This is a genomic window from Vreelandella lionensis (assembly GCF_044543515.1).
Lineage (GTDB): Bacteria > Pseudomonadota > Gammaproteobacteria > Pseudomonadales > Halomonadaceae > Vreelandella > Vreelandella lionensis.
Genome location: NZ_JBITWC010000016.1, coordinates 1 through 25,517, shown reverse-complemented (window position 1 = coordinate 25,517; position 25,517 = coordinate 1). Strand labels below are relative to the sequence as shown.

At 56.1% G+C, this 25,517-nt stretch carries 24 protein-coding genes and 5 tRNA genes; 12 read left to right on the top strand and 17 right to left on the bottom strand.

Features of this window, described 5'->3' with window-relative positions; translation table 11 throughout:
• Nucleotides 1–57: 57 nt before the first annotated feature.
• From hemN to ccoN, 10 genes are all read right to left on the bottom strand, one after another.
• The gene (gene hemN / locus ACIGG6_RS11230; protein WP_253505081.1) at nucleotides 58–1,485 is read right to left on the bottom strand and encodes an oxygen-independent coproporphyrinogen III oxidase; all 1,428 of its coding nucleotides are present in this window, start codon (nucleotides 1,483–1,485) and stop codon (nucleotides 58–60) included.
• A gap of 176 nt (nucleotides 1,486–1,661) precedes the next feature.
• Nucleotides 1,662–2,357 (bottom strand): sulfite exporter TauE/SafE family protein, encoded by a 696-nt coding sequence (locus ACIGG6_RS11225; protein WP_399844505.1) that lies wholly within the window; start codon nucleotides 2,355–2,357, stop codon nucleotides 1,662–1,664.
• On the bottom strand, nucleotides 2,354–2,572 hold the full coding sequence (gene ccoS / locus ACIGG6_RS11220) for a cbb3-type cytochrome oxidase assembly protein CcoS (RefSeq protein WP_172514835.1): 219 nt from the start codon (nucleotides 2,570–2,572) through the stop codon (nucleotides 2,354–2,356). The genes ACIGG6_RS11225 and ccoS overlap by 4 nt, the downstream gene beginning before the upstream one ends.
• On the bottom strand, nucleotides 2,569–5,019 hold the full coding sequence (locus ACIGG6_RS11215; protein WP_399844503.1) for a heavy metal translocating P-type ATPase: 2,451 nt from the start codon (nucleotides 5,017–5,019) through the stop codon (nucleotides 2,569–2,571). The genes ccoS and ACIGG6_RS11215 overlap by 4 nt, the downstream gene beginning before the upstream one ends.
• The gene (locus ACIGG6_RS11210; protein ID WP_399844501.1) at nucleotides 5,016–5,540 is read right to left on the bottom strand and encodes a FixH family protein; all 525 of its coding nucleotides are present in this window, start codon (nucleotides 5,538–5,540) and stop codon (nucleotides 5,016–5,018) included. The genes ACIGG6_RS11215 and ACIGG6_RS11210 overlap by 4 nt, the downstream gene beginning before the upstream one ends.
• 7 nt (nucleotides 5,541–5,547) lie before the next feature.
• Nucleotides 5,548–6,984: a cytochrome c oxidase accessory protein CcoG gene (ccoG, locus tag ACIGG6_RS11205; protein WP_399844500.1), complete on the bottom strand. Its 1,437-nt coding sequence runs from the start codon at nucleotides 6,982–6,984 to the stop codon at nucleotides 5,548–5,550.
• A gap of 225 nt (nucleotides 6,985–7,209) precedes the next feature.
• Complete coding sequence (ccoP, locus tag ACIGG6_RS11200; RefSeq protein WP_399844498.1) at nucleotides 7,210–8,139, bottom strand: cytochrome-c oxidase, cbb3-type subunit III; 930 nt, start codon at nucleotides 8,137–8,139, stop codon at nucleotides 7,210–7,212.
• Nucleotides 8,136–8,357 (bottom strand): cbb3-type cytochrome oxidase subunit 3, encoded by a 222-nt coding sequence (locus ACIGG6_RS11195; protein WP_253505064.1) that lies wholly within the window; start codon nucleotides 8,355–8,357, stop codon nucleotides 8,136–8,138. The genes ccoP and ACIGG6_RS11195 overlap by 4 nt, the downstream gene beginning before the upstream one ends.
• Before the next feature lie 3 nt (nucleotides 8,358–8,360).
• Nucleotides 8,361–8,969 (bottom strand): cytochrome-c oxidase, cbb3-type subunit II, encoded by a 609-nt coding sequence (gene ccoO, locus ACIGG6_RS11190; protein ID WP_399844496.1) that lies wholly within the window; start codon nucleotides 8,967–8,969, stop codon nucleotides 8,361–8,363.
• A gap of 19 nt (nucleotides 8,970–8,988) precedes the next feature.
• Nucleotides 8,989–10,413, bottom strand: coding sequence for a cytochrome-c oxidase, cbb3-type subunit I (gene ccoN / locus ACIGG6_RS11185; protein WP_253505058.1), 1,425 nt, complete (start codon nucleotides 10,411–10,413; stop codon nucleotides 8,989–8,991).
• A 164-nt stretch (nucleotides 10,414–10,577) separates the two neighbouring features.
• Between ccoN and ACIGG6_RS11180 the strand changes: the two genes are divergently transcribed.
• The 6 genes from ACIGG6_RS11180 to ACIGG6_RS11155 all read left to right on the top strand — a co-directional run bounded on the left by ACIGG6_RS11180 (nucleotide 10,578) and on the right by ACIGG6_RS11155 (nucleotide 11,990).
• The gene (locus tag ACIGG6_RS11180) at nucleotides 10,578–11,333 is read left to right on the top strand and encodes an alpha/beta fold hydrolase (RefSeq protein WP_399844494.1); all 756 of its coding nucleotides are present in this window, start codon (nucleotides 10,578–10,580) and stop codon (nucleotides 11,331–11,333) included.
• 70 nt (nucleotides 11,334–11,403) lie between these two features.
• A tRNA-Val gene (locus ACIGG6_RS11175) sits at nucleotides 11,404–11,479 on the top strand.
• 46 nt (nucleotides 11,480–11,525) lie between these two features.
• Nucleotides 11,526–11,602: transfer RNA gene (locus ACIGG6_RS11170), tRNA-Asp, on the top strand.
• A gap of 37 nt (nucleotides 11,603–11,639) precedes the next feature.
• Nucleotides 11,640–11,716 (top strand) — tRNA-Asp (locus ACIGG6_RS11165).
• Nucleotides 11,717–11,767: 51 nt separating this feature from the next.
• Nucleotides 11,768–11,843, top strand: a tRNA-Val gene (locus ACIGG6_RS11160).
• 70 nt (nucleotides 11,844–11,913) lie between these two features.
• Nucleotides 11,914–11,990 (top strand) — tRNA-Asp (locus ACIGG6_RS11155).
• Between the two features lie 181 nt (nucleotides 11,991–12,171).
• Here ACIGG6_RS11155 and ACIGG6_RS11150 read toward each other — a convergent pair.
• The 5 genes from ACIGG6_RS11150 to ACIGG6_RS11130 all read right to left on the bottom strand — a co-directional run bounded on the left by ACIGG6_RS11150 (nucleotide 12,172) and on the right by ACIGG6_RS11130 (nucleotide 18,410).
• Nucleotides 12,172–12,573, bottom strand: a complete 402-nt coding sequence (locus ACIGG6_RS11150; protein ID WP_044628702.1) for a GlcG/HbpS family heme-binding protein — start codon at nucleotides 12,571–12,573, stop codon at nucleotides 12,172–12,174.
• 81 nt (nucleotides 12,574–12,654) lie between these two features.
• Complete coding sequence (gene glcF, locus ACIGG6_RS11145) at nucleotides 12,655–13,887, bottom strand: glycolate oxidase subunit GlcF (RefSeq protein WP_399844492.1); 1,233 nt, start codon at nucleotides 13,885–13,887, stop codon at nucleotides 12,655–12,657.
• Between the two features lie 14 nt (nucleotides 13,888–13,901).
• A complete protein-coding gene (gene glcE / locus ACIGG6_RS11140) occupies nucleotides 13,902–15,002 on the bottom strand; it encodes a glycolate oxidase subunit GlcE (protein ID WP_253506588.1) in 1,101 nt (366 codons plus the stop codon).
• A gap of 17 nt (nucleotides 15,003–15,019) precedes the next feature.
• Entirely contained in the window at nucleotides 15,020–16,519 is a 1,500-nt protein-coding gene (glcD, locus tag ACIGG6_RS11135; protein WP_399844491.1) for a glycolate oxidase subunit GlcD, read from the bottom strand.
• Between the two features lie 199 nt (nucleotides 16,520–16,718).
• Nucleotides 16,719–18,410 carry an L-lactate permease gene (locus ACIGG6_RS11130; protein ID WP_399844489.1) on the bottom strand — a complete coding sequence of 564 codons (1,692 nt, stop codon included), beginning with the start codon at nucleotides 18,408–18,410 and terminating at the stop codon, nucleotides 16,719–16,721.
• Between the two features lie 363 nt (nucleotides 18,411–18,773).
• Between ACIGG6_RS11130 and ACIGG6_RS11125 the strand changes: the two genes are divergently transcribed.
• The 3 genes from ACIGG6_RS11125 (at nucleotide 18,774) to ACIGG6_RS11115 (ending at nucleotide 20,767) form a co-directional block, all read left to right on the top strand.
• Complete coding sequence (locus tag ACIGG6_RS11125; protein WP_399844488.1) at nucleotides 18,774–19,466, top strand: glutathione S-transferase N-terminal domain-containing protein; 693 nt, start codon at nucleotides 18,774–18,776, stop codon at nucleotides 19,464–19,466.
• Nucleotides 19,467–19,545: 79 nt separating this feature from the next.
• Nucleotides 19,546–20,235: a glutathione binding-like protein gene (locus ACIGG6_RS11120; protein WP_253506707.1), complete on the top strand. Its 690-nt coding sequence runs from the start codon at nucleotides 19,546–19,548 to the stop codon at nucleotides 20,233–20,235.
• Between the two features lie 175 nt (nucleotides 20,236–20,410).
• Nucleotides 20,411–20,767, top strand: a complete 357-nt coding sequence (locus tag ACIGG6_RS11115) for a phasin family protein (protein ID WP_399844486.1) — start codon at nucleotides 20,411–20,413, stop codon at nucleotides 20,765–20,767.
• A gap of 79 nt (nucleotides 20,768–20,846) precedes the next feature.
• Here the strand turns inward: ACIGG6_RS11115 and ACIGG6_RS11110 are convergent, their stop codons facing one another.
• Nucleotides 20,847–22,217, bottom strand: coding sequence for a uracil-xanthine permease family protein (locus tag ACIGG6_RS11110; protein ID WP_399844485.1), 1,371 nt, complete (start codon nucleotides 22,215–22,217; stop codon nucleotides 20,847–20,849).
• 147 nt (nucleotides 22,218–22,364) lie between these two features.
• The gene (gene uraD / locus ACIGG6_RS11105; protein ID WP_253506728.1) at nucleotides 22,365–22,904 is read right to left on the bottom strand and encodes a 2-oxo-4-hydroxy-4-carboxy-5-ureidoimidazoline decarboxylase; all 540 of its coding nucleotides are present in this window, start codon (nucleotides 22,902–22,904) and stop codon (nucleotides 22,365–22,367) included.
• 115 nt (nucleotides 22,905–23,019) lie between these two features.
• Here uraD and uraH point away from each other — a divergent pair, with 115 nt between their 5' ends.
• Genes uraH through ACIGG6_RS11090 form a run of 3 tightly spaced genes read left to right on the top strand, consistent with a single transcriptional unit; the run spans nucleotide 23,020 to nucleotide 25,325 of the window.
• Nucleotides 23,020–23,373: a hydroxyisourate hydrolase gene (gene uraH / locus ACIGG6_RS11100; protein ID WP_253506731.1), complete on the top strand. Its 354-nt coding sequence runs from the start codon at nucleotides 23,020–23,022 to the stop codon at nucleotides 23,371–23,373.
• 11 nt (nucleotides 23,374–23,384) lie between these two features.
• A complete protein-coding gene (locus tag ACIGG6_RS11095) occupies nucleotides 23,385–24,584 on the top strand; it encodes a urate hydroxylase PuuD (RefSeq protein WP_399844483.1) in 1,200 nt (399 codons plus the stop codon).
• Nucleotides 24,585–24,608: 24 nt separating this feature from the next.
• Nucleotides 24,609–25,325 (top strand): GntR family transcriptional regulator, encoded by a 717-nt coding sequence (locus ACIGG6_RS11090; RefSeq protein ID WP_399844481.1) that lies wholly within the window; start codon nucleotides 24,609–24,611, stop codon nucleotides 25,323–25,325.
• Nucleotides 25,326–25,517: the final 192 nt, after the last annotated feature.

The following is a 25,517-nucleotide window of genomic DNA, read 5'->3' as shown; positions in this document are numbered from 1 at the left end:
GTGGTGCTCCCTTTTTATTAGCCATCATAGGCGCAGGGGGTAGGTGTCTCAATACGCTTATAAAATCTTCGAGTAGCGTTGGTTGCCCTGGTGTTGCAGGTGATTATCGAAGGCCATGGCTAAGTGCCGAATCAACAGCCGTCCGGTGGGCGTAGCTTGTAAATAGAGGCCTTGGCGCACTAGCAGGCCATCCTGCTCGGCGGTTTTCAACCGTTCAAGAGCGGTTGAAAAGTAGTCAGCGGCATTTATCTGCCAACGCTTGCCTATTGCTTCAAGGTCAATGGCCATATCGCACATTAAGCGCTCAATCACCTCTCTGCGCATTAGGTCATCCTTATTTAAGCGTAACCCTTTTACGGTCGCTAGCCTACCTTCATCTAAGGCAGCTTCATAGTGGGACAGCTGAGTGGGGTTTTGTGCGTAAACGTCGTCTACCCGAGAAATAGCCGACACCCCCAAACCAATCAAGTCGCACTGGGAATGGCTTGAGTAGCCCTGGAAGTTGCGCTGCAGCGTACCGTGGCGCTGTGCCTGAGCCAAGCTGTCCTCTGGGCGAGCAAAGTGATCCATACCAATATGTACATAGCCTGCTTGGGTCAGCATCTCAATAGTGGTACGCAAAATAGCCAGTTTTTCATCCGCGCTGGGCAGGTCGGCTTCATTAATACGCCGCTGGGGCGCAAAGCGGGTCGGCATATGGGCATAGTTAAAGACCGACAGCCGTGCCGGGCTCAGCTCAATCACTTGGCTTAGGGTATCAGCGAAGCTTTGCTCGGTTTGAAAGGGCAGGCCATAAATTAAATCGAGGTTGAGCGAGCGAAAACCAAGCCGGTGCGCCTCATCCATCAAGGTTTCAGTGAGCACCCGTGGCTGCACGCGATTAATCGCTGCCTGCACCTGTGGGTTGAGATCCTGAACGCCCAGGCTTAAGCGATTAAAGCCCAGCGACTGCAGGTGGCGCAGGGTAAAGACATCCGCTTCGCGTGGGTCAATTTCAATAGCGTAGTCGCGGTCCGGTGCGCTCGATAAGCCAAACCGTGCATCCAGGCGGTCTATTAAATCGCTCATCTGCGCCAGGGTTAAGAAAGTCGGCGTGCCGCCGCCCCAATGCAGCTGCTGCACTGGCCGCTTTGTATCAAGATGCCGGGAGGTCAGCACCATTTCTCGATCCAGCCGAGACAAGTAGGGCTCGGCGAGGGCTGTATTTTTCGTGGCGATTTTATTGCACGCGCAGTAAAAACAGATTTTGCGACAAAAGGGCACATGAACATAAAGCGAGAGCGGCTTTTGGCTGGCATTGCTGCGCTCAAGCGCCTGGGTCATATCGTCAGCGGTGAACTGGTCGTGAAACGAGAGTGCTGTAGGGTATGAGGTGTAGCGAGGGCCGCTGGTGTCGTAGCGGCGTATCAGGGCGTCATCCCAGGCGGTGGCCTCAACCGCTGCAGAAATAGGGTGAGCGAGAGCAGCAGTGGCATGAACGGGCATAAGGAGCGCTCCTAAGTAGCAGGGCAAAGCAAGAACCGACCAACATAAGCGACGAGCTTCGCAGCTCGAACGCGTGTTGGAATGCTACGTCAGCGTAGAAGGGAAAGCGTTGAGCTATATCAAGCGATAGGATGTTTGTATTGAGTATTGTCTAGAGGAGTTTGATGGGTAAGCTCTTAATGCCCGGCATGGGGCGTCAGCGCCCAAAGCTGCCACAGGGCAAAACCGATAATCGTCAGCGCGGCAAGGCTACGGGTCGCCGGGTGACGAATTAACTGGCTGAGCTGGCGGGCGGCCAGACCCGTGGCTAACAGGGCAGGCAGCGTTCCCAGGCCGAAGGCCCCCATCAATAGCGCCCCTTGTAGCGGGTCGGCAATGGCCAAGCTCCAGGCGAGCATCGAGTACACCAGCCCACAAGGCAGCCAGCCCCACAGGGCACCGAGCGCAAAGGCTTGTGGCAGGTGAACCACGGGCATCAAGCGCCGCCCAACAGGTTCGATGACGCGCCATAGTCGACGCCCCACGGCCTCGACTTTTAACAACCCTTTCCACCAGTTGGCGATGTATAGCGCCATCAAGATTAGCATCACCGCCGCGATGACCTGCAGCGCGATACGCGCCTGAGGTGACAGCGATACCAAGGTGCCGAGCGCGGCCACCAAGGCCCCTGCCGTCATATAGCTCAGGATACGGCCCGTGTTATAGCTGAGCAGTAATCCCCCCATGCGAGCTGGGTGGCGCATGCTGGGCGGCACGGCGAAGGTCAGGGCGCTCATGATGCCGCCGCACATGCCAATGCAGTGAGCACCGCCCATCAGGCCAAACACAAACGCCGCCATCAACGGCGGCAGGTCAAGTCCGGTAGGGTTCATGGCGGTGGCTCGCGATCACGGGGTGGCTTAGCGGCTTTTTTGCGTTCGGCGCGCTGCTCGGGGGTGAAGTCGTTCTCATCATCATCGAACAGGATGCGGTGAGCGGGGCCTTCTAAGTCGTCGAACTGGTCATTCTTTACGGCCCAGAAGAACGCCCACACTGCCAGCCCCAACAGGATCAGCGACAGCGGAATCAGTAGATAGAGAATCGTCATACGGTCACCGGTGTGGCTGGGGCTACCTGGGGTGCAGGTGAGATGCGCCAGCGCGTGAGGCGTAGCGCATTACCCACGACGACCAATGAGCTTAACGACATACCAATGGCGGCCAGCCAGGGCGGTACCAGCCCCATAGCGGCCAGGGGAAGCGCAGAGAAGTTATAGCAAACCGACCAAATCATATTTTGGCGCATGATGCGCCGAGTGGCGCTGGCAATCTCGATGGCCTCGAAAATACGCATTAAGCGTGGGCTGAGCAAGACCGCATCGGCCCGAGTGCGTGCCAAGTCGGTGGCGCCATTCATGGCAATGGCCACATCGGCACCGGCGAGCACCGGTACATCGTTAATGCCGTCGCCAATCATGACCACACGTTCGCCCTGCGCCTGCAGCTCACGCAGCCGCTCCAGCTTACCCTCTGGTGATTTGCCCGCGTGCCAGGTGGTGATGTTGAGCTGCTCGGCTAAGCTCTCTACGGCTTCCTGCGTATCGCCTGACAGTAACTCAACGTTAAGCCCTCTGGCCTGCAGGGCGGCTACGGTTTGCGCAGCATCTTCACGGATACCGTCGTGGAGCTTAAACCAGGCCCGCGGGGCGCTATCTTCACTCAGCAGCAGCCACTGCCCGGCGCTGGGCGGCGTGAGTGGCTCGGTCGTTGCAAAATTGGGCTTGCCCAAGCGCCACGTTGCGCCGTTAAGCACGCCTTCTAGCCCGCTGCCGGTGACGCTTTTCACCTGACGCGCCTGCAGTGTGGCATCGCGGAACGGGCGAAACGCGCGGGCAATGGGATGCTCGGAGTGGGCTTCCAGCGCGGCGGCAATGGCCCGTAGCTGTTCGCTACTTTGCTCGTTTAACGGGCAGGTTTGGGTGAGCTGCATCTCGCCACGGGTGAGCGTGCCGGTTTTGTCAAAAATCACCCGCGTGACGTTAGAAAGCGATTCGATGGCATCGGCGCGGGTGATCAGCACGCCACGCTGGCGCAGTTGCCCATGCCCTGCTGTCAGTGCCGTTGGGGTGGCGAGTGCTAGCGCACAGGGGCAGGTCACCACTAGAACGGAGAGCAGCACCCAAAGCATGCGGGAAGGGTCGATAAACCACCACGCCACGGTCACGCAAGCGGTGACCACCAGCAGGCGCAGTACAAACAGGTGGGCCATGCGCGCCGCCATTTGCGCCAAACGTGGGCGGCTGGCAAAGGCGCGGTCGGTTAAATCCACAATGCCCGCCACGCGTGCATTGTTGCCTGCATGAGTAACCCGCACCGTGAGTGAGTTTTCCATGTTTTGGCTGCCACCTACCACCTGTTCGCCCACTCGGCGGGTGACGGGCAGGTACTCGCCGGTCAGCATCGACTCGTCCAGGCTAGACTCGCCATCTTCGATAATGCCGTCGGCGGGGACGCCATGGCCGGGCTTGATAAGTACGCGGTCGCCTGGGGCAAGCTCGCTAGCGGGCAGAATGCGTTCGCTGCCGTCAGCTTCCAGCCGTGTAGCAGACACCGGTAGCACGCCACTAAGCGCATTGCCGCTATGGCCGCTGCGTCGCCTAGCGCGCCCTTCCACGTAGCGGCCAAACAGTAGGAAGAAGGTGAACATGGCGACGGAGTCAAAATAGACCTCTCCCACGTTAAACAGCACCGCGTAGCTACTGGCGAGATAAGCCCCACCAATCGCCAGTGAGACGGGAACATCCATGCCTAGCACGCCCGTTTTTAGGTCGCGCAGGGCGTTACGGAAGAATGGCTGCGCTGAAAAGAACACCACCGGCGTTGCCAGAGCGAACGAGAGCCAGTGAAACAGCGCAAAGAAGTCTTCACTGAGTTCCCCAGGCCCCGACACATAAATGGGGATGGAGAACATCATCACCTGCATCATCCCGACCGCCGCCACTATTAAGCGGCGCACATTCATGCGCTCTTCATGCTGCAGCCGCGTCTGGGCTTGGTCGGGTTCATAGGGCTGAGCATCGTAACCAATCGCGGCAAGTTCAGCGAATAGCTGCGATAGCTTTACTACGTTTGGGTCCCAGGAAACCCGCAGGCGGTGATGGGTCAGATTCACCGCGCTGGAGACAACGCCTTCAAGCGCGTTCAATCGGTGCTCGATAAGCCAGGCGCAGGCGGCACAGGTAATCCCTTCTACGGCAAGCGTTGCCCTAACGTGGCCCTCATCGCCATCCGGATGAACAAACTGCGACTGTAGGCCAGGGTCGTCAAATACCGACCAAGTATCCGCTTTTGCAGCTTGACGCTCATCGGGGCGCTCGGGCAGTTCAGTACGGTAGCGGTAGTAGCTCTCTAATCCGCCGTCGACAATGGCGTGGGCCACGGCTTCGCAGCCGGGGCAGCATAAAGAGTGGGACGTGTCATCAATGACGATACGCCACGGTGCCCCGTCGGGCACCGGGCTTCCGCAGTGGTAGCAGCTTAGCGCTTTAGTGCTCATTCGCTCTCTGACCGCCCTCCGGGCAGAAGGGCAACGCTCGCTTCATTGGGGAAGCGGGCTTCGCCGATCAGGCGCCACTCGGCGTCATCGCCTTGTACGGGCTGAATCTGTAGGTACCAGCGGTAGCGCAAATTATCCGGCCCCTGAGTGATATAGCGGCCTTCGCGCACGTGTTCTAGTACGAAGGATTGATCACGGTCATCTTCGGTGGGGAAGATGAGGTCCAAATAGAGTTTATCCGGACGAGCATCGCCAGCAAGGTCGATCACAATATCGCTAGTCAGTGGGTCGATGCGCAGGTCGGCGCTCAAATTGAGTTCGCGCGCGCGCTCCTGCTTCGCCAGCACCATGTTAATAGCTTTACCGTGCTCGTAGTAATCCTCCTGGACCACCATGCCGTCGTAGCTCTTGATCGACATGATGGCGAAGCCAGTACTAAATAGGATGGACGAAAACAGCAGCCCTAGTAAAAACCACGGCCAAAACTGTTTGTACCAGGGCGGAATCGGGGTGTCTGACATGACGCATTTATCTCCTAATGTCGCTCAAGAACCGCGCTTCGCGGGTCTGGCGAATTTGCTCATCTTGCTGCGCCTGCAGCGTAAACGTAATCGCGTGGCTGGGCTCGCTTAACGACGCTGGGTCGGCCAGTACGGTAATCACCTGAATGCGTGATTCACCCGCAGGTACACGCAGCGAGGTGTTATCCAACTGCAGATTAGGTAAGCCTGCCGCGCTAATATCATAGGTGTGATCTTGGGAGTCCAGGTTGCGCACAGTCAGGCTGTAGACGTTGCTGATCTGCCCGTCACGGGTCATTTGGTAGAGCTGAGTACGCTCGCGCTCAGCGTCAAAGCTCATCGGGGTACGGTCATTAACTGCCCAGGCAAAAGTCGCCATCATCACCATCAAAGCAACGAAATAGCCAATCAAGCGCGGGCGAAGAATATGACTTTTCTTGCCTTCCAGCGCGTTTTCAGTGGTGTAGCGAATAAGTCCTCTGGGGTAGCCCATTTTATCCATCACGCTGTCACAGGCATCGATGCAAGCGGCGCATGTGATGCACTCGTATTGCAGGCCGTCGCGTATATCAATGCCGGTGGGGCAGACCTGCACACAGAGTTCGCAGTCGATACAGTCTCCCAAACCCGCTTCTCGCGCTTGCGTATGGCTAAGTGATTTCTTACGTCTACCACGTGGCTCGCCTCGCGCTTCGTCGTAAGAGACGATCAGTGTATCGCGATCAAACATGACCGACTGGAAGCGGGCGTAGGGGCACATATAAATACATACCTGCTCACGCAGCCAGCCTGCGTTGAGGTAGGTAAAGACTAAAAAGAACCCAATCCAAAAATAGGACCAGCCGTGGGCTTCTAGAGTGGGAAGCTCCATGACAAGTTCACGAATCGGCGTAAAGTAGCCTACAAACGTCACACCGGTTGCCAGAGCGATCAGCAGCCAAGCGGTATGCTTCGCGCCCTTACGCCAGGCTTTATTGGCATTCATCGGTTGGTTGTCTAGCTTTATGCGCTGGTTGCGCGAGCCTTCGATCCGGTGCTCAAGCCAGATAAAGAGAAATGTCCAAACACTTTGCGGACAGGTGTAGCCGCACCATACCCGCCCCGCAAAAACGGTAATAAAAAATAGCCCAAAGGCGCAAATAATCAGCAGCCACGACAGAAGAACAAACTCTTGAGGGTAAAACGTGGCGGCAAAGATATGAAATTCTCGGCCCGGTAAGTCAAACCACACCGCAGGGCGGTCGCCCCAGTTTAACCAGGGCAGCAGAAAGAACCCCATCATCAGCGCCCAGTTAGCGCTGCGCCGTACTTTTTGAAACAGCCCTTTGATTTCTCGTACATAGATGTGTCGCCGTTTGGCATACATCTCTTGAGTAGTTGTTTCACCAGGCGTGTGATGCCCAACGGTTGGCGGCGTAATATCGTGGCTAGGTATTTTTTCCATGGCGGTGATCGCAGCTCAATAGGCAGGAGTGGGCGGCAGCATGGCTAGCGTAACGTTAACCCTGCGACCTAGATCTCGTCGCTATATGCCGAGTCGCTAAACACAAATTGCTAAACAATAGTGTAACGGATAGGCGGATGGCTGAGCGGCTACTAGATGTAGAAAGGGTGCGGTATGTAACCGCACCCCTTCATACACCTTGGTGTTACACGCCTACCAACGGGATTAGTCGTTGAAACGTAGGCTGTAAACGTAGGCCGCTACGAGGTGAACACGCTCTTCACCAATGTAGGCTGCCTGGGCAGGCATGTGGCCATTACGACCGTTACGCAGCGTTTGGCGGATGGAGTCGTCAACGCCCTGTCCGGGTGCTAGGTAGAGCCACACGTCGTCGGTCAGGTTAGGCGCACCAAGTGCGATATTGCCTGTTCCGCTGGGGGTGTGACACGCCGCACACGCTGCCAGGAAGGTGCTTTCACCGCTGGCGGCACGCTCTGCATCATGCTCTTCACCGGACAGCGACAGGACATACTGGGTCAGATCCTCGATGTTGTTATCACCGAGCTGCTGCCAAGACGGCATCAAACCGTTACGACCGTTGTTCAGAGTGGTCAGAATGTTTTCCGGTTCACCGCCGTAGAGCCAGTCGTCGTCGGTCAGGTTCGGGAAGCCGTAACCACCCTGGGCATTAGAACCATGACACACGGCACAGTTGTTCAGGAAGATACGTTCAGCCACTTGCATGGCTTCCGGGTCCTGCGCCAAGTCAGGAATCGGTACTTCCTGATACTGAGCAAAAATCGGCGTAAAGCGATCTTCGGCGTCGGCCACTTCCTCTTCCCACTGGCTCTCCTGGGACCAGCCCAGTATGCCTGCGTAGTTACCCAGGCCTGGGTAGAGCACCAGATAGCCAAGGGCAAATACGACGGTCAGGATAAAGAGCTTAAACCACCACTGCGGAAGCGGGTTGTCATACTCTTCAATGCCGTCAGCCGCGTGGCCAGTGGTTTCGATATTGCCATCAGCATCTGGGGTTTTGTCGGTCCGGCGGTTGGCTAGCAAAATCCAAACGCTCAGAGCGATCGTGCCCAGCGTGACGACAATAATCCAGGCGCTCCAGAAGCTGGATAGGGAGTCACCCCATAAATTATTCATCTATTCTTATCTCCCCTGTCGTGGCGGGAATCCGCTTCGTGTTCTGTCGAAGCATGCTTGTCACGGGTCGGTTGCTTATCTTCTTCATCGGCGAAGGGCAGGTTAGCCGCTTCGTCAAAGTCTGGTTTGCGACGCTTGGAGTAGGCCCAAAAAAAGATGCCTATAAAAGCGAAGATCAAAATCAGCGTGATCAGGCCGCGGAAAGTTCCCGTATCCATAACTTAACGTGTGCCCTCGAGCACGGTTCCTAGCTGCTGCAAGTAGGCCACCAGGGCGGTGATTTCCTGGGTGCCGCGTACATCAGCGGTAGCAGTGGCGATATCTTCATCGGTATAGGGCACGCCTAGCTGACGCAGGGTACGCATTTTATCCGGTGTTGCTTCGCCGTCGAGGGTGTTCTCAAACAGCCAGGGGTAGGCTGGCATGATCGACTCTGGCACTACGTCGCGCGGATTGTACAGGTGTGCACGGTGCCAGTCGTCGCTGTAACGACCACCAACACGCGCCAAGTCAGGCCCGGTACGCTTGGAGCCCCACAAGAAGTTGTGCTCATACACCTGCTCGCCCGCTACGTTGTAGTGGCCGTAGCGCTCGGTTTCTGCGCGGAAGGGGCGCACCATCTGGGAGTGGCAGCCTACACAGCCTTCACGACGGTAAATGTCACGCCCTTCAAGCTCCAGGGCGGTTAAGGGGCGTAGCCCCTCAACTGGCTCGGTAGTCTGCTTTTGAAAGAACAGCGGTACCACTTCGGCCAAGCCACCGAAGCTGATCACAACCAGGATCAACACGGCGAGTAGGCCAACGTTCTTTTCAACAATCTCGTGTTTCATTGGTCTTAGCTTCCCCGGTTTAAGCGGCTTGCGGCGCAGTGAGGCCGATGGCTTCGCGACGCTTCACGGTCATGTACACGTTGAACGCCATAATCAGCATGCCGGTTACCCAGAAAAGGCCGCCAATCATGCGGACAATGTAGCCGGGGCCGCTGGCTTCAACAGACTCCACGAAGGTGTACATCAGCGTGCCGTCAGCGTTGATTGCACGCCACATCAGGCCTTGCATGATGCCGTTGACCCACATCGCAGCGATGTACAGTACGGTGCCGATTGTTGCCAGCCAGAAGTGAACAGCAATCAGGTTAACGGAGTACATTTCGGTACGGCCAAAAACACGCGGGATCAGGTGGTACATAGAGCCGATGGTGATCATGGCTACCCAGCCAAGTGCGCCAGCGTGTACGTGCCCAATGGTCCAGTCGGTGTAGTGCGACAGCGCGTTGACGGTCTTGATCGCCATCATCGGGCCTTCAAAGGTCGACATGCCGTAGAACGACAGAGCCACTACCAGGAAGCGCAGTGTTGGGTCGGTGCGCAGCTTATGCCAAGCGCCTGACAGGGTCATCATGCCGTTGATCATGCCACCCCAGGAAGGTGCCAGCAGAATGATCGACATAATCATACCCAGTGACTGAGCCCAGTTCGGCAACGCGGTGTAGTGCAGGTGGTGAGGACCTGCCCACATGTAGATCATGATCAACGCCCAGAAGTGGACGATAGACAGACGGTAGGAGTAGATCGGACGCTCTGCCTGCTTCGGTACGAAGTAGTACATCATGCCCAAGAAACCTGCGGTCAAGAAGAAGCCGACCGCATTATGGCCATACCACCACTGCACCATGGCGTCGACAGCACCTGCGTAAATCGAGGTGGAGTACATAGGCGTGACGGGAATTGCGGCGTTATTAACAATGTGCAGAACGCCAACGGTCAGAATAAACGCAGCAAAAAACCAGTTCGCCACATAAATGTGCGACGTGGTGCGTTTCTTAATCGTCATTAAGAAAACGATCGCATAGCTGATCCATACTACCGCCAGCAGTATATTGATCGGCCACTCAAGCTCTGCGTACTCTTTAGTAGTGGTGTAGCCCAGCGGCAACGTTACTACTGCAGACAGGATGACCGCTTGCCACCCCCAAAAGGTGAACGCTGCGAGCTTGTCAGAGAACAGCCGTGTCTGACAGGTCCGCTGTACGACGTAGTAGGACGTCGCAAAAAGCGCTGAGCCACCGAAGGCGAAGATAACGGCGTTAGTATGTAACGGACGCAGGCGCCCGAAGCTAGTCCAAGGTAGGCCGAGGTTCAGCTGCGGCCAGACCAGTTGGGAGGCAAGGATAACGCCAAGCGTCATACCTACGATGCCCCACACAACGGTCATAATCGCGAACTGCCGAACCACCTTGTAATTGTAGGTCGGGTGTTCCAATGCTGTGCTCATTTCATGTTCCCATCGAACGCGGTTAGGGGGTAACCCGTGGCATTTTGCACGGGTGCGGCCACCCGCTTGATGATGCAGGTCAAGATCCGGCCTAGATTCTATCGCAGCCGCGCCCTAAGCTGAACACGCCAATGGATGTAACGCTGAATTATTAGGAGGGTTGAGTGTCCTATTACGCTGATCTTGGGTTTGAGTTCATCACCCCAGAGGCGTTGCGTGAACGCCCCGCCAGCCCCGCTGTTCAGCGGTTTCTCGTGGAGGGGGTTGGCCCGGTGAGCGTCTCCGGCATCCCCGAGCTGGGGCGAATTCTGCTAGCCCATGGCGCCGGGGCAGGCCACCTATCCGAGTTTATGCGGCAATTTGCCGCGATGCTGGCCAGCGAGAGGCTACAAGTGTGGGCGATCGATTTCCCCTATATGCAGCAGATGAGCGAGGAAGCAAAGCGCCGGCCTCCGCCTCCCGTCAAGAAAACGCTGGAACACTTTGCCGCTTGGTATGACCTGCTGGCGTCATGCAGTGGTTCGCCTTTGTGGGTTGGGGGTAAATCCATGGGCGGGCGTGTGGCATCGCTCTTTGCCAGCCAGCATCACTGTGCAGGTGTCATTGCGGCAGGCTATCCGTTTCACCCACCCAAAAAGCCCGACTCCCTTCGCACCGATCATTTTCCTGACATCTCTATGCCTATGCTGATTCTGCAAGGTGAGCGTGATCCGTTTGGCTCTCGTGATGAGGTGGCCCACTACGCTTTACCTTACTCCCTACACATTCATTGGCTAACCGATGGCGACCATGATTTTAAGCCACGACGAAGTTCTGGAGTAAATCAGCAAGTTTTGATTGACGAAGCAGCCATAGTTGCGGCATCCTTCGTCCGCGCTCAGTTAGCGGTTGCCGCGAGAACGTGCAGTACGCTGGTTTAAATCAAAAATTTAAACACAACGTGTTGACATTCCAAGAGGCTTCTGTAGAATGCAGCGCCACGTGACCAGCGGGTGGTTAGCTCAGTTGGGAGAGCACCAGCCTTACAAGCTGGGGGTCACTGGTTCGAACCCAGTACCACCCACCATTTATTTGGTGCCTTGGAAACGTGATGCAGTAATTGATGAATATGCGGACCGGTAGTTCAGTTGGTTAGAATGCCGGCCTGTCACGCCGGAGGTCGCGAGTTCGAGTCTCGTCCGGTCCGCCATCATCATGTTTAACTGCATACTAAGTTATCGCTATTCGGACCGGTAGTTCAGTCGGTTAGAATGCCGGCCTGTCACGCCGGAGGTCGCGAGTTCGAGTCTCGTCCGGTCCGCCACGATAACTTTATAAGTAGTTTTATTGATAAGCGATGAGCTTTCAATATCCCGGGTGGTTAGCTCAGTTGGGAGAGCACCAGCCTTACAAGCTGGGGGTCACTGGTTCGAACCCAGTACCACCCACCATTTAAGTCAGCGTTTTTGCGCCTCTGAACCGCTTAAACAGTCTATTTAAATGGTTAGTGTGTTTTATAGTGGACCGGTAGTTCAGTCGGTTAGAATGCCGGCCTGTCACGCCGGAGGTCGCGAGTTCGAGTCTCGTCCGGTCCGCCATTAAGCACCCATCGGCAATCATATTGATAAAGCCGAACAAATTCCAAAAAAAGCCCGAATCTATGATTCGGGCTTTTTTATTGCGTGTACATAAAACGCTGACAAGCAGCGTGCAGTCAATGTGCTGCACGCTGCTGTTACTTACTTCTGTTACTTGCTTTTGTTACTGACTAGGTAAGCGTTAGGCGATTGCGCTGACGCCTGCTTTGGCAATTTGCACATCTTGATCTGGCTTAACGCCAGAGATGCCAACAGCGCCGACGACTTGACCATCCACGATGATCGGCACGCCGCCAGATAGCAGACCCTGCAGCGGTGCAGAGACAAACGCCGTGCGGCCACCGTTAATCATCTCTTCAAACACTTGGGTCTCTTTACGTCCCAGAGCCGCGCTACGCGCTTTTTGGGTAGCGACATCGGCGCTGAACGGGGCAGCACCGTCTAAACGGCGCAGTGCCAGCAGGTGGCCGCCATCGTCGGTGACGGCAATGGTGACCGGCCAGCTGTTGTTGTCAGCTTCTTTCTGTGCGGCATCGAGGACTTGGATAACGTCGGCTTGGCCTAAAACAGCTTTGGTTTGCATCAAAGGATCCTTCTTATCATAGGGATTAAAGCGCTGCGCCCAACCGTTAATACGTTGTGAAAGCGCAGCGAGTGTAAAGGGTTATACCAGGGCAGCGTCCACGACTTCTACCCAGTGGCGTACCGGCGTGCGGTTGGCGCTGGCGAGATGGGTCTGACAGCCGATGTTGGCGGTTACAATCACCTCAGGGTTGCCTGCTTCCAGCGCATTCAGCTTGTTATCACGCAGCTGAGTGGCGAGTTCTGGCTGTGTGACCGAGTAGGTGCCTGCCGAGCCGCAGCACAGGTGGGCATCTTTCACGGGCGTTAGTGCAAAGCCGAGTTTGCTAAGCACGCCTTCCACTGCGCCGTTGAGTTTCTGAGCGTGCTGCAGCGTGCAGGGGCAGTGGAACGCTAAGCGCTGATGCTCTTTAAGCTGCAGCGCTTCCAGCGGCTCGTCGCGCAGTATTTCGACGATATCCTTCGCCAGTGCGCTGACTTTTTTGGCCTTTTCAGCGTAGGCGGGGTCGTCCTTGAGCATGTCGGCATACTCTTTGACGAACGCGCCGCAGCCGCTAGCGGTTTGTACGATGGCTTCCGCGCCCTGCTCGATTTGCGGCCACCAGGCATCGATGTTGGCGCGCATCCGCTCGCGGCCCGCCTCTTGGGCATTGAGGTGGAAGTCGATAGCACCACAGCAGCCAGCTTCACTAATCGGTGTGACGCTAATGCCCAAACGGTCGAGCAGGCGCGCCGTGGCTGCGTTGGTGTTGGGCGACAGGCCCGGCTGCACGCAGCCTTCTAGAATCAATACCTTGCGGGCATGGCGCTGGCTGTCGGGTCGCTGGCCTGCATCGACCGGTGCGGGCGGCATTTTGCTACGCAGTTTGCCGGGCACTAGAGGCTTGAAGGTTTGCCCCAGAGTCAGCAGCGCTTTGAAGCGTTTCGGGTCGACCAGCATTTTGCGCAGCGCATAGCGCTGAGCGCGTTCTGCCGCTGAACGCGGCACACGACGGTCGATTTCCGCACGGCCAATATCCAGCAGCTTGTGATACTCCACGCCGGAGGGGCAGGTGGTTTCACAGTTGCGGCAGGTTAGGCAGCGGTCTAGGTGCAGGCGAGTCTCTTCGGTGACTTGGTCATCGTCATCGCGGCTCTCCAGCAGCTCTTTCATCAAGTAGATGCGCCCGCGTGGCCCGTCTCGCTCATCGCCCAGCAACTGGTAAGTGGGGCAGGTGGCGTTACAAAAGCCGCAGTGCACACAGGTACGCAGAATGCGCTCGGCTTCCTGAATATGCGGTTTTTGGCGGTCGGCATCGGTAAAGTGCGTCTGCATGTCAGCTCTCCTGATTAAAATGCCGCATAAAGACGACCAGGGTTGAAAATGCCGTGGGCATCCAGCTCGGCCTTCAGGTTGCGATGGTACTTCTCGACCACAGCATTCAGCGGAGTAAACGGTGACTCCGCGCCCCCTTGGGCATGCGGGGTGTAGCAGGTAGCGTGGCCACCGGCCTTCTGGCATTCATCGCGCAGCGTGTCTGCGGGTAGTGCGGTTTTCACCCAGCGCTGGCTGCCGCCCCAATCATAGAAGATATCGCTTTCATCAACGGCGAGCTCTAGCGCTGGGGTATGGGGCGGTAGCGAGAGGCGCCACAGTGCTTGCCCTTCGTTGAGGCTGAAAAAGCCATGCTGCTGGTCACGAAGCTGCTGCCAGAAATCCGCAGACAGCGCTTCACCGCCCAGGCGCTCTTTCGTGGCCTTGACGGAGCTTTCACCGCCTTCTAGGCGAAGGAAAAGCTCACCTGCGTGCCATGCCGCAGCGGTAATAGGCAGCGGCTGGCGGCCAAGCTCAGAGAGCTTCGCTAAGGCATCTTGCAAGCCCATTTCAAGGCGCAGACTGTGGCTGGCGGTGGGAATAGGCAGCACCTTAAACGAGATATCGGCCAGCACGCCTAGCGTGCCCTGAGCGCCGGCCATCATGCGGGAAAGGTCATAGCCTGCGACGTTTTTCATCACTTCGCCGCCAAAGCGCAGCAGTTTGCCTTCTTGGGTAATCACCCGAGTGCCCAGGACAAAATCCCGTGCGGCACCTGCCCAAGGGCGGCGAGGGCCGGACATGCCGGTGGCCACCGCGCCGCCAATGGTGCTGGCGTCGCCAAAAATGGGCGGCTCGAAAGGCAGCATCTGATGTTTTTCTGCCAGCGCCGCGTTCAGCGCGCTCAAGCGGGTGCCAGCCCGCACCGTGACGACGAGTTCGATAGGGTCGTAAGAGACGATGCCGCTATGCGCTGCGACATTGAGTTCCGTGCCTTCCACCGGGCGGCCATAAAAGGCCCGGGTGTTGCCCGCTACAATGCGTAGCGGGGTGCGGTCGTGGTAGGCGCTACGAACCTGTTCGCTCAGCTCGTCGGCGATATCTCGGTCGGCAGCGTGTATCGCTAGTTCGGTCATGGTCGATCCTTATAGCATCAGAAGCGTGGCAGTTCTGGATGCGGTAACTCGTTGTTATGCACATGCATCGCGCCAAATTCGGCACAGCGCGCCAGGGTGGGAATATTTTTCCCTGGGTTGAGCAGCCGTTTGGGGTCGAACGCCGCTTTTAGCGCGTGGAAGACCGTCAGCTCATCGGGCTGGAACTGGCTGCACATCTGGTTGATTTTTTCGCGCCCAACGCCATGCTCGCCGGTAATCGAGCCACCGGCGGCCACGCACAGCTCCAGGATCTTGCCGCCTACGTCTTCCGCCAGGGCAAGCTGGCCCTCTTTGTTGGCATCGAACAGGATCAGCGGGTGCATATTGCCGTCGCCCGCATGAAACACGTTGGCTACCGCCAAACCGCTCTCTTCGGATAGCGCGGCAATGCCTTTCAAAACGCGCGGCAGCTCGCGGCGGGGAATGGTGCCATCCATGCAGTAGTAGTCGGGTGACATGCGGCCTACGGCAGGGAAGGCATTCTTGCGCCCGGCCCAGAACTTGGCGCGCTCGGCTTCATCCCGCGCCTGTTGAATGTTAGTGGCTCCGGCCTTTTCCAGTACGCGGCGCACGGTCTCGCAGTCGTCGTCCACGTCGGCTTCCACACCATCCAGCTCACAGAGCAGAATGGCTTCGGCCTCCACGGGGTAGCCTGCCTTGATGAAATCTTCGGCGGCTTTGATGGCGAGCTTATCCATCATTTCCAGGCCACCGGGGATAATGCCTGCGGCAATGATGTCGCCCACCGCGCGGCCCGCTTTTTCGATATCATCGAAGCTGGCCATCAGCACTTTGGCGGTTTCTGGCTTGGGCAGCAGCTTCACGGTGATTTCCGTGACCACCCCGAGCATGCCTTCTGAACCGTTCATCAGGGCCAAGAGATCAAAGCCGGGCGCATCTAGGGCTTCAGAACCTAGCGTCATGTGCTCGCCTTCAATGGTCAGCACATCCACCCGCATAACGTTATGCACGGTGAGACCGTATTTCAGGCAGTGCACGCCGCCCGCATTTTCGGCGACGTTGCCGCCAATTGAGCAGGCGATTTGCGAAGAGGGGTCCGGGGCGTAGTACAGCCCGTAATGGGCGGCCGCCTCGGAAATGGCAAGGTTGCGCACCCCAGGCTGAACGCGGGCAATGCGCGCGTCGGGGTCAACGGTAATAATTTGGTTGAACCGCGACATGACCAGCAGCACGCCCTGCTCAAGGGGCAGTGCGCCGCCGGAAAGGCCGGTGCCTGCTCCCCGGGTCACCACGGGTACGCCCAGTGCATGGCAACGCTTTAACAGGCCTTCGACCTGTTCCAGCGTTTCCGGCAAGGCCACCAACATCGGCAGCACGCGGTAAGCGGCTAAGCCATCGCACTCGAAAGGGCGTAAATCTTCTTCCCGATGCAGCAGCGTTAATGAGGGCACGGCGCCTTGCAGGTCGCTGAGTACCTCGGCTTTATCACGGTGGACAAGCTCACCATCAAGGCGCTCGTCGAATAGGATATTCATGGTAACTCCTATGGGTGAGGAGGATAGACAGCTATCTAATCACTTGATGGAAAATATTTCCATAATATGTGGGTGCTTTTGGAAGTATTTTTCATAAAGTGTCGAGAGTGGTCGGTGAGGGCGAGATTCGTCTTTTTAATATAGTGCTGGGTAGCCCTAAGGCTACCCAGCCGTTCCTATCGTGGGGTAAAGCTACTCCTTACATCAACGGGTCAGTCACACCTAAAACATAAAACGCGATCAGCGCGATAATGCCGGTGAAGACCAGGTAGTAGATGGTCGGGATGATCGTTTTACGAATGGTGGTGCCCTCGCGGCCGAGTAGGCCGACGGTAGCAGACGCCGCCACGACGTTGTGAATTGCGATCATGTTACCTGCGGCAGCACCCACGGCTTGCAGTGCGACCATCATCGCCGTGGAGAGCCCAAGCGTTTCGGCCACGCTGAACTGGAACTCCGCTAGCATCAGGTTAGACACAGTGTTGGAGCCTGCAATAAAGGCGCCCATGGCCCCCACTGCCGGGGCAAAGAACGGGTAGATACCGCCCACACCGTTAGCCACCGCTTGCGCCATCATGACAGGCATCGAGACTAAATCGGCACCGTTAACGCCAGAGTTAATCAAGATCCGTACCATTGGCACGGTGAAGATCAGGACGAAGCCCGCACCAAAAATGGTTTTGGTCGATTCTGATACCGCAGCACTCAGCTGGCGTGGGTTCATGCGGTGCAGGAAGTAAGTCACCAGCACGACCGCTAGGATGATACCGCCGGGCAGGTAGAGCGGCTGGATGCCACCGCTAACGCCTGCTTCGCCGAAGATATCAGCCCAGTTCAGGTTGATGGAGGTTAACGCAGCTTTGAGCGGCTCGATGGTGCGTGAGGCTACCAGGAACAGAGCGAGCAGTACGTAAGGCACCCAACCTTTAAAGGTCGACATCGGTGCTTTACCGGCCACATCGTCAAGCTTGATTTGCAAGTTGCCGATCCACTCATCCGGCCAAGCGGTCGATTCTGGGAAGTCCCAGGTATCTTTGGGCAGCAGGAAGCCTTTACGTGCAGCAGGCACCACAATCGCTAAGCCCACCATCGCGCCAATCATGGAGGGGAATTCCGGCCCAAGCAGCACGCCCACCAGCATGTAAGGCACCACGAAGGAAATACCGGTAAAGATCGCGAAAGGCGTAATAGACAACCCTTCTTTCCAAGAGCGGTTGGCACCGAAGAAGCGCACCATCACCAGTACCAGAATCAGTGGCATTAAAATGCCGACGATACCGTGTGTGATCGCGACAGAGCTGGTCACCTGCTGGAAAAACACTTCCCAGGTAGAGCCGTTCGCTTCTAGCTGCGCGGTAATGTCGGCACGGTTCAAGCCGCTACCCACACCCACCACAATGGGCGTACCCACGGCGCCAAACGACACTGGCGTGGATTGGATCATCATACCCACGACCACCGCTGCCAGAGCCGGGAAGCCCAGCGCTACCATCAGCGGCGCTGCCACGGCAGCGGGCGTACCGAAACCGGACGCGCCTTCGATGAAGCAGCCAAACAGCCAAGCAACAATCAGCGCCTGTACGCGACGGTCTGGGCTAATGCCCGAAAAGCCGTTACGAATGGCAGTAATACCGCCCGAGTGCTTTAGCGTGTTGAGCAGCAAGATAGCGCCGAAGATAATCCACAGCAGGCCAGCGGTTTGGATGAGGCCCTGTACAGTGGATGCCGCTACGCGGCTAAACGACATATCCCATGCGGTCAGACCAATAATGGCTGCCGTAAGGAAGACAATTGGCATCGCTATTTTGGCAGGAATTTTAAAGCCTATGAGCAAAATCCCAGCCAGCAATAGCGGCAGAAATGCCAGTAGAGCGAGTATAGTTTCATTCATGGGAGGAACGGCCCCTTGTTATTGATTTGGTATGCTCCGCAGTAGCCAACTTGTCATTTCAATGATAGTTGGGTCAGCGTGAAAGATACGGTTAGGCGGGCAGAATGACTACATTGGAAAATTGGTCTTACCAGTTGATGTGGGCCGTTCTGAGCATGATTTAAGCGGTCGTTTTAATCTAACGTGTTGTTTTTAAGGTATTTTAAACATTGCATCAGAGTGTTAATACAGCAACAGTCATTAGACTAATAGACAGTGCAGCAGGCCTTCGCGCGGTGGGTTACGAACGTCGCTTGCGTCGCTAATCACTTAGACTCACTGTAGGTAGCGGATTGACCCCTGTAAAAAAGGAGAACTAACAATATGGCAATAACACTTTATGACCTGTGCGGCCGTGATGAGCGCCTACGCTTTTCGCCTTATTGCTGGCGGGTACGTATGGCGCTGGCCCATAAAGGGCTGGAGTACACCACCGTGGCTTGGCGCTTCCAGGAGAAAGACGTTCTCGCGTTTGCCGATTACGACAAAGTGCCTGTGCTGACCGATGGCGACAACGTGGTCACCGATAGCTTTGACATCATGTGCTACCTAGACCGAGCTTACCCGGAGGCCCCGGTGGTGGGCGAAGGGATGAGCCTTCAGCGCTTAATGCTGTTTAAGCAGTTAGTAGAACGCAGCATTACCCCCGCGCTGTTTAAGATCGTCGCGTTAGATCTGTTAGCTGCCATCCATCCAGATGATCGTGATTACTTCCGCAAAACCCGTGAAGCACGCTTTGGTGCGACCATGGAAGCCGTCAACAACCCTGAACAGGGGCGGCAGATGTTGAAGCAGGCGCTGGTGCCGGTGAGCGCTCAACTAAAAGAGAGTCTGTTTTTAGATGGCGATGCAGCCAGCGGTGCGGATTACCTGCTGTTTGGCAGCATGATGTGGGCCTACACCGTCTCGACTGAGACACTAGTAGACGAAAACGACCCCGTCGCTGCGTGGTTTAAGCGTATGCTAGCAGTGCACGATTCAGTGGCAGGCAAAGCCATCACTGTTCGTGATCTATAATAGTTAAGGCGGTCACAAGCCGCCTACTACCCACAGGCAACACAAACGGCCTAGGCCGTTTGTGTGAAAGGAGATGGCGATGATTGACCTGTATTACTGGACAACCCCGAACGGCCACAAAATCTCCATCATGCTTGAAGAAGCAAAGTTGGCTTATCGTATTAAGCCCATCAATATTGGCCGGGGTGAGCAGTTTGACCCTGAGTTTCTGACGATTGCGCCCAATAACCGCATTCCCGCCATTGTGGACCACGCCCCTAAAGATGGCGGCCAACCCATGTCGCTGTTTGAATCAGGCGCCATTTTGGAATATCTCGCCGATAAAACCGGCCAGTTTCTGCCAACAGAAGGGCGCGAGCGCTACGTGGTACTGCAGTGGCTGCACTGGCAGGTGGGTGGGCTTGGCCCTATGGCGGGCCAGAACCATCACTTTTGCCACTACGCACCGCAGAAAATTGAGTACGCCATAGAGCGCTATGTACGCGAGACCAACCGGCTCTACAGCGTGCTGGATCAGCGGCTCTCTCAGCAGCATTATGTTGGCGGCGACCGCTACTCCATTGCGGATATGGCGATCTACCCATGGATTGTGCCCTGGGAGAAGCAGCGTCAAACCTTGGAAGAGTTCCCCGATCTTGAACGCTGGTTTGAAGAGGTATCGCAACGTCCTGCTGTACGAAAAGCGTACGCATTAGTCGAGGATATTAACCCGCAAGCAGGCGTTGTTATGGATGATGAAGCCCGTAAGCACCTGTTCGGTAACCGTTAAAAAAGCCGTTGCGTTATGTTCGGTGAGCGTTAGATAAGCTGAACATGTAGCATGATGAAAAATCATGTTGCGCTGCACAAAAAGCGCTGCTAGCTTGGGTGTAATACAGTCATTGCCAACCATCGGCCACCTGCTGGGTATGCCGATTCGCTAGCTAACCCAAGGAGATTGCGTAATGAACAAGGCTACAGAGAAAACCAACCAGCAGTTTGACTCCGTTTTTGTATCACCGATGCGCTCTTATACGCTCGCAGCGTTGGATTACTATGAGCAACTGGTCAGCGCCCAAATTGATGCGGCTCGCGCTTACTCTGATATGACCATTTCCCAAGCGCGTACTTGGCTAGATGTGAAAGATGCAGATAGCTTCAAGAAGGCGATGGAGAGTCAGCAGAAAGCGGCCACTGACCTGATGGAGCGTATGAAAGGGGACTCTGAAAAAGTCACCTCTATCAGCCAAAGCTTTATGCAAGAGAGCCAAAAGAAAGCCGAAGAAGTTACCAAGAAAGCAGCAGACACAGCCAAGCACTAAACCGCTAAGCTTGAACGAAAATGCCGCGCCATTGATGAGCGCGGCATTTTTGTTGCTAGCAAACACGCTTCGTTAAAGGTTATGGCTGTGTTTGACTGGCTGCTTGTGCCTTCGCTAGCTTCTCTTTGCGGTCGGGCTTGCCCGGCAAGATAGCGTCTAACAGCAGCGCCGCCAGTGCGGCAGGCACCAAGCCCGACTTCAACAGCAGCCCTAACTGCCCAGGCATCGTTTCCGAAATGGCTTCCACCGCCGGTAAGCCAATGCCCAGGCTGAGTGACACCGCAATAATCAGCATATTGCGCTGATCCAGTTCGCACTCCTTGATAATTTTTAAACCTGCCGATGCAATCATGCCGAACATCACCACACCCGCACCGCCTAGTACGGCGTGTGGCATAGCAGCAACTAAGCCACCGAGCTTAGGGAAAAGACCCATCGCAATCAGCAGTAAACCACCGATGGTGACTACGTGGCGGCTCACTACCCCCGTCAGGGTGATTAACCCCACATTTTGCGCGTAAGCAGTATTGGGCAGCGTATTAAAAATAGCGGCGAACGAGGTTGCCACGCCATCCGCCATGACACCGCCGGAAAGCTCGCTATCTTTCGCTGGGCGGCCCGCACCGCCGGTGGTAATGGCAGAGATATTGCCGATTGTTTCTAAGCCCACAACGAACATAATCAGGGTCATGCCTAGAATCGCGGTGCCTGAGAAGGTCATGCCATACTCAAAGGGTTTAGGCAGGGCAAACCAGGCTGCGCTAGTGAGCGAGGTAAAATCTACCTTACCCAATGCAATGGCGACCAAGTAACCTGCCACCAGCCCAAAGAGAATAGAGGACGCTTTAATAAACCCCTTGCCGTATTGATGCACCGCAATGGTGACGCTTAGCACAAACAACGCCAGCAGCAGATTGGATGGAGAAGCAAAGTCATCAGCACCTACCCCACCAGCAGCGTAGTTCAGCCCCACCGGCATCAGCGTAATACCGATCAGCAGTACGACAATACCGGTCACAACGGGGGAGAACCAGTGGCGAATATTTTTCAAAAAAGTGCCAAGTAGAATTTGTAGCAGCCCCGCGACAAACGAAGCACCTAGCACAGCAGGAAGGCCAAACGCTTTAGCAAGGGGTAAAGCAACGGGGAGAAAACCAAAGCTCGTGCCTTGCACAATCGGCAAGCGTGCGCCAATAGGGCCAATACCAATGGTTTGTACCAGGGTAGACATCCCCGCCACAAACAGCGCTACCTGGATGAGGAAAATTTGCTCAGAGGGAGAAGCACCAATCACACCGGCAATAATGATAGGGGGCGTTACGTTACCGGCAAACATGGCCATGATGTGCTGCAACCCAAGCGGTATCGCTTTGGGTAACGGCGGCATGGCGTCAGGGTTTTGGTTAATGGTGCGCGTAGGATTTGTTTTTGGATCGGGCGGAGGAGACATAGTGAGCCTTTATTGCGTTATTAAACATGAGTAGCATTATGCTGTTGCATCCATAAATGAATAAAATCGTATACAAGATATAAATGCAATTACCCTTAGGGTCAACCAGACACATTTAATGCTGCAGTATGCCGCCCGATCACAGCGCTACGCCTCGCCAGCGCGTGCTCTCAGACGGAAGCGAGCAATGCGAATAATTTGCTTAATAGCAGTTTCGCGCTCCTGGGCTAATCCGTTCTCCAGGCGTTCTTCAAACGCCGCGAGTATGTCGTAGCGGTCCAACCCTTTCACCGCGATCACAAAAGGGAAGCCAAATTTTTCTTTATATGCCGCATTTAGTTGTTCAAAGCGGGCAAACTCTTCAGGTGAGCACTGATCCAGCCCAGCGCCTGCCTGCTCATTGGTTGAGTCTTGGGTGAGCTCACCGGCCAAGGCGGCTTTGCCCGCGAGATCTGGGTGGGCCTGAATCACGTCAATTTGCTGCTCAGGGGTGGCCTGCTGAAGCATTAATCCCATAAGCTCTGCCAGCGCATCTGGTGCGTCATGAGATTCGCTTAAGCCGTGTTGCCAAGTAGCCTCGGCCACCCAGGGCGAGTGCTCATAAACATCGCCATAATGTTGCACAAAGGCTTCAAGGCTGCATTGGCTCGGGGCGGGTGATAGTTGTAATGAGGTTGGTTGAGGCACTGATGCTCTCCTGTAGTGCATAAATGGAATTACTGTATACAATAAATAGCATCAACGGTACTCTTTGACCAATAGGTTAAATAACGTCAACAAATCCAATGATTGAGGAGTGGCTATGGGACGCTTAACCACACACGTGCTGGATACCGCCAAAGGGCAGCCCGGCCAAGGCATTACTATTGAGGTTTTTCGGCTAGCGGACGGCAGCCGCGAGCATTTAGGCAATGCCGTTACTAATAGCGATGGCCGCTGCGATACCCCTATTCTAGAAGGCGATGCGCTAACGCCAGGCGAGTATGAGCTTGTGTTCCACGCTGGAGACTATCTGCGCGCTCAAGGGGTGGAAGCCGCTGAACCGCGCTTTTTAGACGTTATTCCGCTGCGCTTCGGCGTGGCCGATGCTAGCCAGCACTATCATGTACCGTTGCTGCTTTCGCCCTACGGCTACTCCACTTACCGTGGTAGCTAAGAGGACTAGGCATGCAAGCGTATATCATCGAGTTTGTGAATCTACTGCTGCGCTGGTTACACGTGATCGCAGCGATTGCCTGGATCGGCGAGTCGATCTACTTCGTGATGCTGGATAACGGCCTGCGCACTCCCAAAGCCGCTGAAGATCGTGAGAAGGGTGTTTTTGGCGAGATGTGGGCTGTGCATGGTGGCGGTTTCTATCATAACCAGAAATATGCCACTGCCCCGTCCAAGCTGCCCAACGACCTGCACTGGTCGTTCTGGAAAGCCTATACGACGTGGCTATCGGGTTTTGCGCTGTTCGTCATTCTCTACATGGTGAACCCCGGTTTCTACTTAGTTAACCCGGACAGCAACTGGGCCTGGGCGGCTAACCTCACCGGTTGGCAGGCGAACCTGCTGGCGCTTGGGTTCCTGCTAGGCGGTTGGGTGGTGTACAACGAGTTATGTAAGCGCATCAGCCCCAACATGGAACGCGATGGACTGCTGAGTATTGCCGTAGCGGTGATGATGGTGGTGGTGGCCTACCTAAGTACTCAGATGTTTACCGGGCGGGCGGCATTTCTGCTCACCGGCGCGGTAATGGCCACGGCGATGTCGGCCAACGTCTTCTTCTGGATTATTCCCGGCCAGCGCCGCATGGTAAAAGCCATGAAAGCGGGGGAGACCCCCAACCCGCTAGACGGCAAGCGCGGCAAGCAGCGTTCGGTGCACAACACCTACTTCACGCTGCCAGTGGTTCTGCTGATGGTGAGTAATCACTACTCTTTTATCTACGCCCACGAGCTCTCTTGGGTGGTAATGGTGCTGTTTATCTTTGCCGGAGCGCTGATTCGTCAGTTCTTTGTGCTGATGCATGCCGGCAAAATTCAGCCTGCCTACCCTGCAGTAGGCGTTGGGCTAATTTTGCTCGCGTTCTGGGTGGCAGCGCCCAGCCCACGTGCCGCCGTAGAAGGCACTGGCGGAGCGCCCACGCAAGCGCAGATATCTGGGCTCATTGAACAACACTGTACCCAGTGCCATGCCCGCAACCCTGAACATGCCGGTTTCTCCGCGCCGCCTGCAGGCTATGCCTTTGATAGCTGGGACGATATTCTTGGTCACAAGGCGCAAATCCAACAGGTTGTTGGCAGTCGCTACATGCCGCTTGGTAATATCACCAACATGAGTGACGAAGAGCGCGATATCATTGCGGCCTGGGAGGAGTAATCAGAGTCGCAGACAGGAGACACTATGAGTGATGCGCAGGCGGCGTTAAAACGGAGGCCTTCTGACAAAGAGGGCGATGAGCGCCACGAAGCGATTTACCGGTCAGTGAGCGATGCCATTGTGGAGCAGCGCCTTAAGCCCGGCGCTCGGCTGCGCGAAGATGCGCTAGCGGACGTATTCGGTATTAGCCGCACGGGGATTCGTAAAATCCTCCAGCGGCTGGCGCTGGAGCAGCTCGTTACCTTGACCCCGCGTCGTGGGGCCAGCGTAACGCGTCCCACTGCCGATGAAGCAAAAGACGTGTTCGATGCCCGCCAGCTGATCGAGTGCGGGCTAATGCCCGATGTGGCCAGACGAATGAACGCCGCGGCGGCAGCGGAGCTTCGCGACATGGCACGTGAGGAACGCCAAGCTCTACGCCGCGGCCAGCAGAGCGTGGCGATTCGTCTTTCGGCGGATTTTCACGTGCGTCTCGCGCAGCTTTCCGGCAACGCCACCCTGGCGGAATTCGTTGAACGCCTCTGCTCCCGCTCATCGCTGATCCTCGCCGTTTACGGCCATCGCGGCCACCTAGGCTGCGAATCCCACGACCACGACGACCTGATTGGCTATCTTGAAACCGGCAACGGCGAACGCGCCAAAGCCTTTATGAGCCGCCACCTCAAAGCCATCGAAGCCTCGCTCTCCATGGTTGAAGAGGAAGAGAACGTACCGGATCTGCAGCAGATTTTTGGTGTTTAGCGACGACGCATCTGCTCAACTGTAATGGCGGTTAGGCAGTTTTTTTGGAGGCGTTCCACTAACGTAAAAGCGCCACCGGAGCTCATCCGGTGGCGCTTCAGACTGCTGACGAACCCACCTATTTTGGTGGGTTCGTTGCGTTTAGAGCAGGCGTACACTCGCGGCCTGACTCACCACCCTCATCGCACGGCT

Bases quoted from the DNA above. Each gene is read 5' to 3' on its own strand.
- hemN (WP_253505081.1), bottom strand. From the start codon at position 1,485: ATGCCCGTTCATGCCACTGCTGCTCTCGCTCACCCTATTTCTGCAGCG.
- ACIGG6_RS11225 (WP_399844505.1), bottom strand. From the start codon at position 2,357: ATGAACCCTACCGGACTTGACCTGCCGCCGTTGATGGCGGCGTTTGTG.
- ccoS (WP_172514835.1), bottom strand. From the start codon at position 2,572: ATGACGATTCTCTATCTACTGATTCCGCTGTCGCTGATCCTGTTGGGG.
- ACIGG6_RS11215 (WP_399844503.1), bottom strand. From the start codon at position 5,019: ATGAGCACTAAAGCGCTAAGCTGCTACCACTGCGGAAGCCCGGTGCCC.
- ACIGG6_RS11210 (WP_399844501.1), bottom strand. From the start codon at position 5,540: ATGTCAGACACCCCGATTCCGCCCTGGTACAAACAGTTTTGGCCGTGG.
- ccoG (WP_399844500.1), bottom strand. From the start codon at position 6,984: ATGGAAAAAATACCTAGCCACGATATTACGCCGCCAACCGTTGGGCAT.
- ccoP (WP_399844498.1), bottom strand. From the start codon at position 8,139: ATGAATAATTTATGGGGTGACTCCCTATCCAGCTTCTGGAGCGCCTGG.
- ACIGG6_RS11195 (WP_253505064.1), bottom strand. From the start codon at position 8,357: ATGGATACGGGAACTTTCCGCGGCCTGATCACGCTGATTTTGATCTTC.
- ccoO (WP_399844496.1), bottom strand. From the start codon at position 8,969: ATGAAACACGAGATTGTTGAAAAGAACGTTGGCCTACTCGCCGTGTTG.
- ccoN (WP_253505058.1), bottom strand. From the start codon at position 10,413: ATGAGCACAGCATTGGAACACCCGACCTACAATTACAAGGTGGTTCGG.
- ACIGG6_RS11150 (WP_044628702.1), bottom strand. From the start codon at position 12,573: ATGCAAACCAAAGCTGTTTTAGGCCAAGCCGACGTTATCCAAGTCCTC.
- glcF (WP_399844492.1), bottom strand. From the start codon at position 13,887: ATGCAGACGCACTTTACCGATGCCGACCGCCAAAAACCGCATATTCAG.
- glcE (WP_253506588.1), bottom strand. From the start codon at position 15,002: ATGACCGAACTAGCGATACACGCTGCCGACCGAGATATCGCCGACGAG.
- glcD (WP_399844491.1), bottom strand. From the start codon at position 16,519: ATGAATATCCTATTCGACGAGCGCCTTGATGGTGAGCTTGTCCACCGT.
- ACIGG6_RS11130 (WP_399844489.1), bottom strand. From the start codon at position 18,410: ATGAATGAAACTATACTCGCTCTACTGGCATTTCTGCCGCTATTGCTG.
- ACIGG6_RS11125 (WP_399844488.1), top strand. From the start codon at position 18,774: ATGGCAATAACACTTTATGACCTGTGCGGCCGTGATGAGCGCCTACGC.
- ACIGG6_RS11120 (WP_253506707.1), top strand. From the start codon at position 19,546: ATGATTGACCTGTATTACTGGACAACCCCGAACGGCCACAAAATCTCC.
- ACIGG6_RS11115 (WP_399844486.1), top strand. From the start codon at position 20,411: ATGAACAAGGCTACAGAGAAAACCAACCAGCAGTTTGACTCCGTTTTT.
- ACIGG6_RS11110 (WP_399844485.1), bottom strand. From the start codon at position 22,217: ATGTCTCCTCCGCCCGATCCAAAAACAAATCCTACGCGCACCATTAAC.
- uraH (WP_253506731.1), top strand. From the start codon at position 23,020: ATGGGACGCTTAACCACACACGTGCTGGATACCGCCAAAGGGCAGCCC.
- ACIGG6_RS11095 (WP_399844483.1), top strand. From the start codon at position 23,385: ATGCAAGCGTATATCATCGAGTTTGTGAATCTACTGCTGCGCTGGTTA.
- ACIGG6_RS11090 (WP_399844481.1), top strand. From the start codon at position 24,609: ATGAGTGATGCGCAGGCGGCGTTAAAACGGAGGCCTTCTGACAAAGAG.